Source organism: Massilia eurypsychrophila, from assembly GCF_002760655.1.
In the GTDB taxonomy this organism is placed as follows: Bacteria; Pseudomonadota; Gammaproteobacteria; order Burkholderiales; family Burkholderiaceae_D; genus JAFCUW01.
Window position 1 is genome coordinate 292,618 of record NZ_PDOC01000002.1, and the last position, 12,469, is coordinate 305,086.

At 62.7% G+C, this 12,469-nt stretch carries 12 protein-coding genes and 1 tRNA gene; 6 read left to right on the forward strand and 7 right to left on the reverse strand.

Translation table 11 applies throughout. From position 1 onward, the window contains the following. Positions 1 to 108: 108 nt before the first annotated feature. Positions 109 to 193: transfer RNA gene (locus CR105_RS04185), tRNA-Leu, on the forward strand. A gap of 136 nt (positions 194 to 329) precedes the next feature. Here the strand turns inward: CR105_RS04185 and CR105_RS04190 are convergent. After that, entirely contained in the window at positions 330 to 566 is a 237-nt protein-coding gene (locus CR105_RS04190) for a hypothetical protein (RefSeq protein WP_099787183.1), read from the reverse strand. Positions 567 to 666: 100 nt separating this feature from the next. Between CR105_RS04190 and CR105_RS27715 the strand changes: the two genes are divergently transcribed. Both CR105_RS27715 and CR105_RS04205 read left to right on the forward strand, forming a co-directional pair. Continuing rightward, positions 667 to 1,077 carry a hypothetical protein gene (locus CR105_RS27715; protein ID WP_131021603.1) on the forward strand — a complete coding sequence of 137 codons (411 nt, stop codon included), beginning with the start codon at positions 667 to 669 and terminating at the stop codon, positions 1,075 to 1,077. Between the two features lie 444 nt (positions 1,078 to 1,521). Next, positions 1,522 to 2,475: a hypothetical protein gene (locus CR105_RS04205; protein WP_131021602.1), complete on the forward strand. Its 954-nt coding sequence runs from the start codon at positions 1,522 to 1,524 to the stop codon at positions 2,473 to 2,475. A gap of 208 nt (positions 2,476 to 2,683) precedes the next feature. On the opposite strand, the gene CR105_RS04210 is transcribed toward CR105_RS04205, so the two are convergent. The 6 genes from CR105_RS04210 to CR105_RS04235 all read right to left on the reverse strand — a co-directional run bounded on the left by CR105_RS04210 (position 2,684) and on the right by CR105_RS04235 (position 10,366). Next, positions 2,684 to 3,436 (reverse strand): substrate-binding periplasmic protein, encoded by a 753-nt coding sequence (locus CR105_RS04210; protein WP_099787187.1) that lies wholly within the window; start codon positions 3,434 to 3,436, stop codon positions 2,684 to 2,686. Between the two features lie 101 nt (positions 3,437 to 3,537). Beyond that, positions 3,538 to 4,662: a glycosyltransferase family 4 protein gene (locus CR105_RS04215; protein WP_099787188.1), complete on the reverse strand. Its 1,125-nt coding sequence runs from the start codon at positions 4,660 to 4,662 to the stop codon at positions 3,538 to 3,540. Between the two features lie 34 nt (positions 4,663 to 4,696). Continuing rightward, positions 4,697 to 5,797 (reverse strand): glycosyltransferase family 4 protein, encoded by a 1,101-nt coding sequence (locus CR105_RS04220; protein WP_099787439.1) that lies wholly within the window; start codon positions 5,795 to 5,797, stop codon positions 4,697 to 4,699. Positions 5,798 to 5,826: 29 nt separating this feature from the next. Then, the gene (locus CR105_RS04225; protein WP_099787189.1) at positions 5,827 to 6,768 is read right to left on the reverse strand and encodes a GDP-mannose 4,6-dehydratase; all 942 of its coding nucleotides are present in this window, start codon (positions 6,766 to 6,768) and stop codon (positions 5,827 to 5,829) included. Position 6,769: 1 nt separating this feature from the next. After that, positions 6,770 to 7,813 carry a GDP-mannose 4,6-dehydratase gene (gene gmd, locus CR105_RS04230; protein WP_099787440.1) on the reverse strand — a complete coding sequence of 348 codons (1,044 nt, stop codon included), beginning with the start codon at positions 7,811 to 7,813 and terminating at the stop codon, positions 6,770 to 6,772. Between the two features lie 240 nt (positions 7,814 to 8,053). After that, the gene (locus CR105_RS04235; RefSeq protein ID WP_099787190.1) at positions 8,054 to 10,366 is read right to left on the reverse strand and encodes an NADP-dependent malic enzyme; all 2,313 of its coding nucleotides are present in this window, start codon (positions 10,364 to 10,366) and stop codon (positions 8,054 to 8,056) included. A 202-nt stretch (positions 10,367 to 10,568) separates the two neighbouring features. Here CR105_RS04235 and CR105_RS04240 point away from each other — a divergent pair, with 202 nt between their 5' ends. From CR105_RS04240 to CR105_RS04250, 3 genes are read left to right on the forward strand one after another with little or no spacing between them, the layout of a single operon-like run. Further along, the gene (locus CR105_RS04240) at positions 10,569 to 11,069 is read left to right on the forward strand and encodes a rubrerythrin family protein (protein ID WP_099787441.1); all 501 of its coding nucleotides are present in this window, start codon (positions 10,569 to 10,571) and stop codon (positions 11,067 to 11,069) included. Between the two features lie 25 nt (positions 11,070 to 11,094). Beyond that, positions 11,095 to 11,259 (forward strand): rubredoxin, encoded by a 165-nt coding sequence (locus CR105_RS04245; RefSeq protein ID WP_099787191.1) that lies wholly within the window; start codon positions 11,095 to 11,097, stop codon positions 11,257 to 11,259. Position 11,260: 1 nt separating this feature from the next. Next, the gene (locus CR105_RS04250) at positions 11,261 to 12,460 is read left to right on the forward strand and encodes an NAD(P)/FAD-dependent oxidoreductase (RefSeq protein WP_099787192.1); all 1,200 of its coding nucleotides are present in this window, start codon (positions 11,261 to 11,263) and stop codon (positions 12,458 to 12,460) included. The last annotated feature ends 9 nt before the right edge of the window (positions 12,461 to 12,469 follow it).

Below are 12,469 nucleotides of genomic sequence, written 5' to 3' on the forward strand. Positions count from 1 at the left end.
GTTGCCGCATCCTGCTAAATCAGCCATAATGCGGCTCGCGTTGCCGGGAGTGTAGCTTCCGCCAGAATGCGTCGCGATATGATCGCACGGTATAATGTTGAAATCGTCGCCCGAGTGATGGAATTGGTAGACGTAGCGGACTCAAAATCCGCCGCCGCAAGGCGTGCCGGTTCAAGTCCGGCCTCGGGCACCAAAATTAAAGCAAAAAAGCACCAACTTCGGTCGGTGCTTTTTTCATTTCCGCTCTACTGTTTCGCTGGATTTTCTGCTGCGCCCAAATTTCCGCTACCCAAGGTCTTGCCTGGTGCGGTAGATCAATGGGCACCGTGCTATTGCGCCAGCGCCGCCGCGCGGCCATTTTTCGTACTTCTCGTCGATGCGTTTGACGGTGCCGTCGCCACCATCGCTTCCATTGCCGCGTTGATCTTGTCGACCAGCGCGGCTGGCACGGCAAGGTTGCACGCAAGGTAGACCTCGACCCGGTTAAAGGTCAGCACCGGGACGATCTTCGTCTGCCAACCGCTTTGGCCATTACCGATCGCGGCGCGCCTGCCGCTGATCCTCAACGAACTGCGCCTCCCAACGATCAAGCGCCTGCGGGCCGGCTTGGCAGAGCCAGAACATCGCATCTAGACCATGTGTGCATCGGCGGAGCAGAGTGGCGAGATGCTCGCTGAAATAGATCGGCTCAATGGCACCATCGAAACCCTGCACGCAGCAAGAGGCGGGGCGCTAATGGATGAGGCTGCAGTTATCGCGGCGCGCAGCCCGCCATCGCGGGCTAACACGGTACCGCAAGCGGCCGACGCGATCGCAGCAGCATTGCCGACCTCTCGGCGAACTACTGCTGGCGGCTACGTTCAATGCGTCAACAAAGTGCCGTGCAAAGTGCAGCAAGTCGCCAAACCTACTGCTAGCAGCACAGGCGATCTGTCAGCCGTCGACCAGGCCGCCGTCGACATTCACTTGAGCGCACTACTGCTCGCTTCCGGTTCGGCTCTGCGCCACTACAGCCTGCCGAACACGCTGGCCAATATGCGCGCCGCCATGCTGAACGCGATGAAAGGCGGTGCGTGATGGGCGATGCAGCATCGATCGAACAACTTGCGGCCGCCGTCGCCCAGCTGGTGCGACCCGATCCCTCGACATCGACCTTTGGGACATCGCAATGATCCCACGTACCTCAAGCGTGACGCCCAGGTAGTGCGCGAGCGGATGGCCTGCCTGCCGGGATTCCCAAAAGCGATCCGGTTGCCTACGATGACCGCAGGCAAGGCGCGGCGTAGCCAGCCACTCTATCAGGCGAAGGAGGTGATAGCCCGGGCGCGCAGCTTTCAGGAGAAACACTAATGGCGTCAGCGTATGGCAAGATGTGCTTTCAAAGATTCCCGTTCATGCAATTCGAAAACCGCCTTTTTGGCGGTTTATTTTTACGTAGTATATTGATTCCGCTTTGGGGCCACCTTTCAGACAGATGCCTCATTTGAAAAGCACACTTCTCCTGAGAAGGCGGGAACTAAGATGACATATATATTTCAAGGTCCAGTTCGTAGAATTCAAGACATTGGAACGCTGTATAGTATTGCTGAAACTTTGCGTGGCGCCTGCCTCCGCTCGATAGACAGCCAAAATCTGTTTCAAAGGATGGAGAGCTTTCTGATCGGGTACCACGCAATTCTGGCCGCGATTGGGCCCGAGATGATATGGGTGCGCGCACGGCTCTGCGATGCCTATAACGCTCCGATATTCAACAATGTAAATGACTTGTTGTATATTCAAGACTGGACAAAAGTACAGTTTGGCCGGGCGAACCTTGCACGGAATGCTGCTCCGTATGCAAGCTCCACTGAATCCGTCGCCGCTGAAGAGATAGGCATTGAGACGGGACAGCGTGTTCAGTTCGTTTACGTCCGACCTCGCCAGGGCGTTGTTGTCCCATGTGGGGTGATCGGCTTGTACGAATCGCACTTTGCCTCAGGAAAGTCGTACATGGGTAGTGAACAGCACATAGAATTGTTGAACCATCAGAGCCGCAACGACAAACACCACTACGGCTCATCCGTTTTTATCGATTCCTTTATGACAAAAGAGTTTCGGAAAATTTGCGGAACTCACCACGACTATAAGCTTACAGCGATCTACACGAACTCAATGTATGGAGGCGGCGCTAACGGCTTTATTTACCCAAGTGTGCAGAGCCCTTGGAGCTTAAACTTAGCAGTTGCTGCCCAACTCTTCGATCGCTTTTTCGAAGTAACGCATACTACAGTAATGAGGGTAAGAGCGAGTGCGGGTTTCGGCCTCTTCAAACTCCAACTCGAAGCGCAGGCGCATGACTTCTTAGAAGACGGCACAATCCAGTGGGACTCGCTGCGGCGAAGGAGGCTTGAGATCAGGGAGCATCGCCTGACAGAACCGAACTACGCGCCAGGTTGGCGGAAAACTATGGCAACTGGCGACGATCCCACTACTTAGGATCACATTTGCGTACGGATATTTTATCAATATTGATCGTAACCGGTTGATTTACAAGGTAACCGATTCCGGCTCCCGGCACCACGCACCACGAACACGAAGCACCACTAAAGGACATATCCCCTTGCGTATCAAGGGCTTATGTCCTTTTTTATGCCCGGCCAGTCCGCGCAATATACGGAATTCGATCCTGTGGCGTCTGTTTCCGCTATTGAACGCCAGCGCCGCCGCGCGGCCATTTTTCGTACTTCTCGTCGATGCGCTTGACCGTGCCGTCGCGCACCATCGCTTCCATCGCCGCGTTCATCTTGTCGATCAGGGCGGCGGGCACGGCGCGGTTGCAGGCCAGGTACACCTCGACCCGCTTAAACGCCAGCACCGGCACGATCTTTGATTGCCAGCCATTCCTGACGATCACGGCCGACCCGCGTTTGAAGCTGGCCGCCCACAGGTCGATCCGGTTGAGCATCAGCTTGCGCGGATTGAGCATGTCGTGGGGCGCCGAATCGACCTGGAAGCCGCGCGCGCGCAGGTATTCCTCGCGCGCGTCGCCGTTGTAGGTGCCGATGCGCAGCCTGCGCGCGTCTTCCAGCGTCTCGAGCTTGTAGTCGCGGTCGGCGCGCCCGAGTAGTACCCAGTTGGCGTAGTCGGTCGGTCCAATCCATTGAAACAGGTGCTCGCGCTCGGGGGTGCGGGTGGTGGAGAACAGGCAGGCGTCGTCGTATTGCTGGGTGAAAATGTAGGCGCGCCGCCAGGGCAGCAACTCGATGGTGTAGCTGGTACCGGTGCGCGCCATGATTTCGCGCACTTTTTCCGTGCCGCTGCCGATGACTCGCTCGCCTTCTTTCATGCTGGTCGGCAGCGACGCTTCGGTGTAGACCCGCAAGTGAGCAGGCGCAGCCAGGGTGGGGGCCGACGCTGCCAGCAACAGAACCGCAACAACCGTTTGAGTGAACTTCATACGACAACCTCTTGATGCCGCCGGCAATATTGCCCGGCTACTTAGCCGGCATAACATGGCTGGCCGCTGATGCGACAAGCATTAATACAACGACGCCAGGCCTAGGCGCCGGCGCGGCGCGCCACCAGCTCCTGGTATAGCGCGAGGTAACTCGACGCCATCCGTTCGGCGGTAAACAGCTGCTGGTAGCGTTCCTCGGCGCGCTTGCCCATCGCCTCGGCCAGCGCCGGGTTGTCCCACAAGGTGCGCATCGCCGCGCCGAATGCCTGCGGGTCGCTCGGCGGCACCACCAGCCCGGTTTCGTCGTGGATGTTGATGTACGAGGTGCCGGTGCCGATTTCGCTCGAAATCATCGGCTTGCCGTACATCGCCCCTTCCAGCAGAGAAATGCCGAACGCTTCCGAGCGCAGGTGCGACGGGAAAGCGACCGCATAGCACAAGGTCAGCAGGGCAACCTTGTCGGCATCGTCGAGCTTGCCGACGAACATGACGTGCTTCAGGCCAAGCCGGGCCGCGTGCGCCTTGAGCTCTTCCTCGATTGGCCCGGCGCCGACGATGACGACCGGATAGTCGCTGCCGGCAACGGCGTCAAGCAGGATGTGCAGGCCCTTGTAGTAGCGCAGCACGCCGACGAACAGGAAGAATTTCTCGCCCACGGCGGCGCGCCACTTGTCGAGCCGCGCCGGCTCGGCGGGCGGATAGATGCTCTTGTCGAGGCCGTACGTGATGGTGCGGGTCTTGTCGCGGTAGCGGTCCAGCACCGCCGACGACGCCAGGTAATTGGGCGACGTGGCGACGATGGTGTCGACGCTGCGCAGGAACTTGTGCTTGAGCGGCTGGTACAGGCGCAGCAGCGCCTTCTGGCGCACGATGTCGGAGTGGTAGGTCACCAGGGTCGGCTTGTCGATGCCGGCGACGAAATGGGCCAGGTCCATGAACGGCCACGGAAAGTGGTAGTGCACCACGTCGCATTCGGCGGCGCGGCGGCGCAGTTCGCCGAAGGCGGCAAACGAAATGCCGTTCGAGGCAATATTCAGGTCGAGCGGCACCCGGCGCACCGTGTGGCCTTCGAATTCGAACGGGCGCAAGTCCTTGCTGCGCGTGAGCGTCAGCACTTCGTTGCGCACGCCGAGGCGGCCGGTGCCGACGCACATCTGGCGGATCACCTGCTCGACGCCGCCCATGGTGTCGGGAAAATAATCTTTGTAAAAATGGAGGACGCGCATAAATCTCAGTTCAAGTAATACAAAGACAAGGGATTCAGCGGCTTAACACCGCATGGTACACGGCTGCAGTCTGCCGCGCCGTTTCGCGCCAGGTCAGCACTGCGGCGCGGCGCCGGCCGGCGTCGGTGCAGCGCGCGCGCAGTGCGTCGTCGCGCAGCAACGCCAGCATCGCTGCGCCGATCGCGCCGGCGTCGAGCGGGTCGACCTCGAGCGCGGCGCCCTGGCTCACTTCCGGCAGCGACGTCGTGTTCGACGCCACCACCGGCACGCCGGCAGCGAAAGCCTCGACGACGGGAATGCCGAACCCCTCGTACAGGGAAGGAAAGACGAACACGCCGGCGCCGGCGTACACATGGCGCAGCGCCGCGCCGTCGGTCAGCGCGTCGAGCCAGACGACATGCTCGCCGTTCTGGCGCGCCGCCACCAGTTCGCTGACCAGCTGTTCGCAGCGCCAGCCGGCAGCGCCGACGATGACGAGCTGGCGTTCGGCGCGCACCGCGGCCGGCAGTTGCAGATACGCTTGCAGCAGGCGGCCGACGTTCTTGCGCGGCTGCAACGTGCCGACAAACAGGAAATAGCCGGGACGCAATCCATTGGCCTGCAGCGTGGCCGCTACCGCCGCCGCGTCCGGCGCCTGCAGCCATTCGTCGTCGACGCCGCACGGTACCACGCTGACGCGCTGCGGGTCGATGCCGAAGCACGACACCAGCTCGTCGATGGCGAAGTGCGACAGCGCGATCACGTGGTCGGCCTTGCGCGTGGCCTTTTGTTGCAGCCAGTTCTTGACGCCGCGCAGGCGCGTGCTGCACCACTCCGGATGGCTGACCGGCAACGCGTCGTGCAAGGTGGCCACCAGCGGGCAGTCCATCCGCACGATGCGGTAATCGGTGACATGGAAGATATCGGCCGGCATGTGCACGCGGTGCACGCCAGGGGTGGCCAGGTCGCGCAGCGAGGCCGCTTCGAACGACTGCGGCATCGGCAGGCCAACGCTGATGGCGGCGGCGCCGGCGCCGACCGGCGGATACGAATAGCCGGTGACGTCGCAGCCGGCGCCGGGCAGGTGGCGCAGCAAGGCGTCGGTGTAGACGCCGATGCCGTCGAGCCGACCGCCGGTCAGCCCGGGTTCGATCATGGTCGTCCCGAGGCCGACGCGCAGCCGGTTCACTGCTGGTACATCCAGCGCAGCGTTTCGACCAGCGGAATCGGTTCGAGGGCGCCGACCACGCTGGTCAGCTTGTCATTGTTGCCGGCCAGGCTCAGCACGTCGTTCGAGCGCACAAAGGCCGGATTGACTTCGACGTCGATGCGGTAGCCGGCAATGCTGGCGACGGTGTCGATCACGGTGCCGAGCGAATATGACTGGCCCGAGCAGATATTGAAGGCCTGGCCGCTCGGCGCTGCCGCCAGCAGCCGGCGGTAAGCGATGGCGACGGTGCGCACGTCGGAAAAATCGCGCGCGATGGCCAGGTTGCCCAGTTCGATCTTGCGCTCGCCGCGGCGGAAGTGGCTGACGATTTTCGGCAGCAGGAAGTTTTCCGCCTGGCCGCGCCCGCTGTAATTGAACGGCCGCGCGATGATGATCGGCAGCCGGTCCATCCACAGCCGGGCCATGTATTCCATCGCCAGCTTCGATACCGCGTAGTCGTTGGCCGGCGCCGGCGGCACGTTCTCGTCGATCAGCTTGACGTCGGCGTTGCCATAGATATTTGCCGACGACGCCAGCAGCACCGCCGAACTCTGGTGACGCGCGGCGGCCAGCGCCTCGAGCAGGTTGCGGCTGCCGGCGACGTTGACCCGGTACATCAGTTCAGCGTCGGAGTGCGCGACGAACGCGATCGCCGCCAGGTGCACGACAACGTCCGGCTGCACCTGCTCGACCATCGCGGCGACCGCCTTGCGGTCGCACAGGTCGACTTCGAAGATGTCGGGACCGGTCTGTTCGCCCGGCAGCACCGTGCCGAACACGCGGTAGCCGGCCGCGGTCAGCTCGGCGGCAACGTAATAGCCCGTGAAACCGCGCAGGCCGGTGATCAGGGCGCGCTTGCCCTCGCCTTCGCCGTGCTGCACGTGGGCCGGATAGGCGTCGGTGGCAAGGCGATTCATGTCAGAACGATACGCCGAGTTTGTTGCGGCGCAGGTCAGCCTCGACCATCATGGCGCACAGCTGCTCGAGCGTGGTGGTCGCCGTCCAGCCCAGCACCCGCTGCGCCTTCGACGCGTCGCCGATCAGCAGCTCGACTTCGGCCGGGCGGTAGAATTTCGGGCTGATGCGCACCAGCAGCTTGCCGCTGCGGCTGCAGTGGCCGGTTTCCTGTTCACCGGCGCCGCTCCACTCGACGCCAACGCCGGCCGCCTTGAAGGCCATCGTGACGAAGTCGCGCACCGTTTCGGTGCGGTTGGTGGCGAGGATGAAGGTGTCGGGCTCATCGGCCTGGAGGATGCGCCACATGCCTTCGACATAGTCCTTGGCGTAGCCCCAGTCGCGCTTGGCGTCGAGATTGCCCAGTTCGAGCACGTCGAGCTTGCCCAGTTCGATCTTGGCGACCGAGTCGGTAATCTTGCGGGTGACGAACTCACGCCCGCGCAGCGGCGACTCGTGGTTGAACAGGATACCGCTGGAGCCGAAGATGTTGTACGACTCGCGGTAGTTGACCGTCATCCAGTGGGCGTACAGTTTTGCCACGCCGTACGGGCTGCGCGGGTAGAACGGGGTATCTTCCACCTGCGGAATGGCCTGCACCTTGCCGAACATCTCGGACGTCGAGGCCTGGTAAAAGCGCGCCGACGGCTTGACGATGCGGATTGCCTCGAGCATGTTGACGGCGCCCAGGCCGGTGATCGACGCGGTAGCCACCGGTTGCTCGAACGAGACGCCGACGAAACTCTGGGCCGCCAGGTTGTAGACCTCGTCCGGATCGGACGACTCGATCAGCCGGATGCCCGACGACAGGTCGGTCAGGTCGTATTCCACCAGGGTCAGATTCGGATGGTTCTCGATGCCAAGTTCTTCGATCCGCCAAAAATTGACGGAACTGGAACGGCGATAGGTACCGGTAACGGCATAGCCCTTATCGAGCAACAGTTGTGCGAGGTAGGCGCCATCCTGGCCGGTGATCCCGGTTATGAGGGCCTTTTTTCTTGTTTGCATGTTCATGGTGTGTTCGGTGGAGACGGGCTGCGCAAAAATCAAACGGCATTTTCAGGCAGAGGCAATTGTAACAGAGACACCAGTCCCAATCAGTTGCAATCGGGAAACTTGTGCCATATACATAAGGTGCGTGATTATCGCTTGAAAGCTCAACTGGGAGGCGCAGCATTACTTTGTTTTACTATTTATTACAAAGTTATGACGGAACTTACCCGCCCCGCCGTTGCCACCTTGGCACTGCTACCGCTGCGAAACGGCGTCCACCACGCACAACGCAGTCATGTTAACGATCCGGCGCACCGTTGCGGACGGCGTCAGGATATGCACCGGTTTGGCGCAGCCGAGCAGCACCGGGCCGATCGCGATGCCGCTGCCGGCCGCCGTTTTCAGCAAGTTATAGGCAATGTTGGCGGCGTCGATGTTCGGCATCACCAGCAAGTTGGCGTCGCCCTTGAGCGTCGAGTTCGGCATATTCTTGTCGCGCAGCGCCGAGTCGAGCGCGGCGTCGCCGTGCATTTCGCCGTCGACCTCCAGCTCCGGCGCGCGCTGCTGGATCAGCGCCAGCGCCGCGCGCATCTTGCGCGCCGACTCGGTGTTGGCCGAGCCGAAGTTCGAGTGCGACAGCAGGGCCGCGCGCGGCAGGATGCCGAAGCGATTCATTTCCTCGGCCGCCATCAGCGTGATCTCGGCGATCTGCTCGGCGTCGGGATTTTCGTTGACGTGGGTGTCGACGATGGCCAGCTGGCGCTCCGGCAGAATCAGGATGTTCATCGCCGCATAGACGTTGGCGCCGGCGCGCTTGCCGAGCACCTGGTCAATGTAGTGCAAGTGCAGCCAGGTGGTGCCGAAGGTGCCGCAGATCATGCCGTCGGCGTGGCCCTTGTGGATCATCATCGCGCCGATCAGGCTGTGGCGACGGCGCATTTCCAGCTTGGCCCAGTCCTGCGTCACGCCCTTGCGCACCGCCATCTGGTAATACGTCTGCCAGTAGTCGCGATAGCGCTCTTCATGGTCCGGGTTGATGATGTCGAAATGCTCGCCGACCTTCAGGCGCAGGCCGAACTTCAAGATGCGCTGCTCGAGCACGGCCGGACGGCCGATCAGGATCGGGCGCGCCAGGTTTTCGTCGACCACCACCTGCACCGCGCGCAGCACGCGCTCTTCTTCGCCTTCGGCGTAGACGATGCGCTTGAGCTCGATGGGGGTGCTCTTGGCAGTCTGGAACAGCGGCTTCATGAAGGTGCCGCTGCGGTAGACGAACTGCTGCAGGCTTTGGGCGTATGCCTGCAGGTCGGCGATCGGCCGGGTGGCGACGCCCGATTCGGCCGCCGCGCGCGCCACCGCCGGCGCGATGTGGGTCAGCAGGCGCGGATCGAACGGCATCGGAATCAGGTATTCCGGCCCGAACGACAGATTGTTGATGCCGTAGGTGGAGGCGACGATGTCGGACTGCTCGGCGTGCGCCAGGTCGGCAATCGCATACACGACAGCAATTTCCATCTCGCGCGTGATGGTCGTGGCGCCGCAGTCGAGCGCGCCGCGGAAGATGTACGGAAAGCACAGCACGTTGTTGACCTGGTTCGGATAGTCCGACCGGCCAGTCGCCATGACGGCGTCGTCGCGCACGGCCTTGACTTCTTCCGGCAGGATTTCCGGCGTCGGGTTGGCCAGCGCGAGGATCAGCGGCCTGGCCGCCATCTGGCGCACCATGTCCGGCTTGAGCACGCGGCCGGCCGACAGGCCGAGGAAGATGTCGGCGCCGGCGATGACTTCAGCGAGCGTGCGCGCCGAAGTCTCCTGGGCAAAGCGCGCCTTGTCCGGGTCCATCAGCTCGGTGCGGCCCTTGTAGACCACGCCGGCCAGGTCGGTGACGGTGATGTTCTCGATTGGGAAGCCGAGGTCGACCAGCAGCTCGAGGCAGGCCAGCGCCGCCGCGCCGGCGCCCGACACCACCAGCTTGCATTCCTTCAGGTCCTTGCCGCAGACCTTGACGCCGTTGATGATGGCGGCGCAGACGATGATCGCGGTGCCATGCTGGTCGTCGTGGAACACCGGGATGTTCATCCGCTCGCGCAGTTGGCGCTCGATGTAGAAACACTCGGGCGCCTTGATGTCTTCGAGGTTGATGCCGCCGAAGGTCGGCTCGAGCGAGGCGATGATGTCGACCAGCTTGTCAGGATCGTTTTCGTTGATCTCGATGTCGAACACGTCGATGCCGGCAAATTTCTTGAACAGCACGCCCTTGCCTTCCATCACCGGCTTCGACGCCAGCGGGCCGATATTGCCCAGGCCAAGCACGGCGGTGCCGTTGGTGATGACCGCAACCAGGTTGCCGCGCGCCGTATACTTATAGGCATTCGCAGGGTCGGCGACGATTTCTTCGCACGGCGCCGCTACCCCCGGCGTATAGGCCAGCGCGAGGTCGCGCTGGTTGAGCAGTTGCTTGGTCGGCGCGATGCTGATCTTTCCCGGCCGTGGCGTCTCGTGGTACTCGAGTGCGGCAATCCGAAGTTGTTGACGCAGTTCTTCTTTTTTCTCAGATGACGAATCCATGCTTGCTGCCTTCCTGTTGGTACGCGGGGACTAACGATTTTATCAGAATGACTGTTTCAACAAGCCATCGCCCTTTTATATATCCCCGAAATGGCAAAAACTATCGCTGCGATGGTAACGATCAATTTCACGCATGATCGGTTTAACGCTATCATTTATTACATACCGATTGAATTAATCAATGATCACCCAGGAGAGCTACATGTCCAACCAGCCAAAATCCGTCACCATCGAAAATCTCGAAGCCGCCTTTGCCGGCGAATCGATGGCGCACATCAAGTACCGCTACTTCGCCAAGCTGGCGCGCGCCGCCGGCGCGATCGAAGTCGCTGAAGCGTTCGAAGCGACTGCCGACCAGGAAGTTCAGCATGCCTTCGGCCACCTCGATTTGCTGTACCCGAAGGACAAGATGACGCCGGCGCGCTCGCTGGAAATTGCCATCGAGGGCGAAACGTACGAGTACACCGAGATGTACCCGAAGTTCCGCCATCTGGCGATCGAAGAAGGCAACAGCGCCGCCGTGGCCGAATACGACGAGCAGATCGAGGAGTCCAAAGTGCACGCCGCGCAATTCAAGCGCACGCTCGAAATTGCCGCCAAGCGCTTCGCCGCGCTGGCCAATGTCGAAGAACGCCATGCGAACCATTACAAGGCCGCCCTCGACAAGCTCAACGCCGCTGCCGAACCAGCCACTACAATTTAATCCATTACGACAACAAGGACTACCCATGAAAACCTACCAGTGCATCGTTTGCGGCTTCATCTACGACGAAAGCGTCGGCATGCCGGCCGAAGGCATTGCCGCCGGCACCCGCTGGAGCGACATTCCGGACGACTGGGCCTGCCCGGATTGCGGCGTGGCCAAGTCCGACTTCGAGATGGTGGAACTGTAAGATGACGGCGCCGCTTCCTGTTGTGATCGTCGGCGCCGGCATGGCCGCCTATGCCGTCGCGCGCGAGTTCCGCAAGCTCGACAAGGCTACCCCGCTGCTGATCGTCGCCGGCGACGGCGGCGGCTCCTACGCCAAGCCGATGCTGTCGAACGCCTTCGCCCTCGGCAAGGCGGCCGCGCAGCTGCTGTCGCACAGCGCCGAACAGATGGCCGCCACGCTCGACGCCCGCATTCTCACGCGCACCGCCGTCACCGCGATCGACAGCGCGGCGGCCGTGATCGAGACGGCGCAGGGCGAGCGCATCGGCTACCGCCAGCTGGTGCTGGCGCTCGGCGCGCAGCCGATCCGGCTGGCGATCGACGGCGACGCCGCCGCCGACATCCTGTCGGTCAACCACCTGGACGACTACGCCCTGATGCGCGAGCGCCTGGCGGCGCTGGGCCGGCCGGCGCGGGTCGCCATCCTTGGCGCCGGCCTGATCGGCTGCGAATTTGCCGACGACCTGGTTGCCGGCGGCCACCAGGTCACCTTGATCGATCCGAACGCGCGTCCACTGGCGATGCTGGCCGCACCGGCGCTGTCGGCGGCGCTGGAACAGGCATGGGCGGCGCTGCCGATCGCGCTCAGGCTGGGCACCACCGCCACCGGCGTGCGGCGCGGCGCTGAAGGCCTGGTCGTCAGCCTGGCCGATGGATCGAGCGTCGACGCCGACCTGGTGCTGTCGGCGGTCGGATTGCGGCCGTCGATCGCGCTGGCGCAGGCGGCAGGCCTGGCGACGGCGCGCGGCATCGTCATCGACAGTTTCGGCGCCACCAGCGCCCCGGGCGTCTATGCGCTGGGCGACTGCGCCGAATACAACACCGCCAGTGGCGGCGCGGTGATGCCGTACATTGCGCCGATGCTGGCGGCGGCGCGCGCGATCGGCGCCACGCTGGCCGGCACGCCGACACCGATCGACCTGAAGGCCGACGCGGTGCTGGTCAAGACGCCAAGCTGCAAGCTGGCGCTGGCGCCGCCGCCGCACGGCAGCCGCGGCGAATGGGTCAGCGCGCTGGACGGCGAGCGCACGATCGCCCGCTTTGTCGACGAGCATGGTCTGGTGCGCGGGTTCGGCCTGTCGCTGCATACGCCGGCGCTGCGCCAGTCGCTGCTGGCCGAGGTAGGGGCCAGACCCGGGGGCAGACCGGGGGGCAGCCCCTGAGGCACGGGC

What these genes read in the sequence shown, in the direction of transcription:
- CR105_RS27715 (WP_131021603.1), top strand. Translation starts at nt 667, where the DNA reads ATGCTCGCTGAAATAGATCGGCTCAATGGCACCATCGAAACCCTGCAC.
- CR105_RS04205 (WP_131021602.1), top strand. Translation starts at nt 1,522, where the DNA reads ATGACATATATATTTCAAGGTCCAGTTCGTAGAATTCAAGACATTGGA.
- CR105_RS04210 (WP_099787187.1), bottom strand. Translation starts at nt 3,436, where the DNA reads ATGAAGTTCACTCAAACGGTTGTTGCGGTTCTGTTGCTGGCAGCGTCG.
- CR105_RS04215 (WP_099787188.1), bottom strand. Translation starts at nt 4,662, where the DNA reads ATGCGCGTCCTCCATTTTTACAAAGATTATTTTCCCGACACCATGGGC.
- CR105_RS04220 (WP_099787439.1), bottom strand. Translation starts at nt 5,797, where the DNA reads ATGATCGAACCCGGGCTGACCGGCGGTCGGCTCGACGGCATCGGCGTC.
- CR105_RS04225 (WP_099787189.1), bottom strand. Translation starts at nt 6,768, where the DNA reads ATGAATCGCCTTGCCACCGACGCCTATCCGGCCCACGTGCAGCACGGC.
- gmd (WP_099787440.1), bottom strand. Translation starts at nt 7,813, where the DNA reads ATGCAAACAAGAAAAAAGGCCCTCATAACCGGGATCACCGGCCAGGAT.
- CR105_RS04235 (WP_099787190.1), bottom strand. Translation starts at nt 10,366, where the DNA reads ATGGATTCGTCATCTGAGAAAAAAGAAGAACTGCGTCAACAACTTCGG.
- CR105_RS04240 (WP_099787441.1), top strand. Translation starts at nt 10,569, where the DNA reads ATGTCCAACCAGCCAAAATCCGTCACCATCGAAAATCTCGAAGCCGCC.
- CR105_RS04245 (WP_099787191.1), top strand. Translation starts at nt 11,095, where the DNA reads ATGAAAACCTACCAGTGCATCGTTTGCGGCTTCATCTACGACGAAAGC.
- CR105_RS04250 (WP_099787192.1), top strand. Translation starts at nt 11,261, where the DNA reads ATGACGGCGCCGCTTCCTGTTGTGATCGTCGGCGCCGGCATGGCCGCC.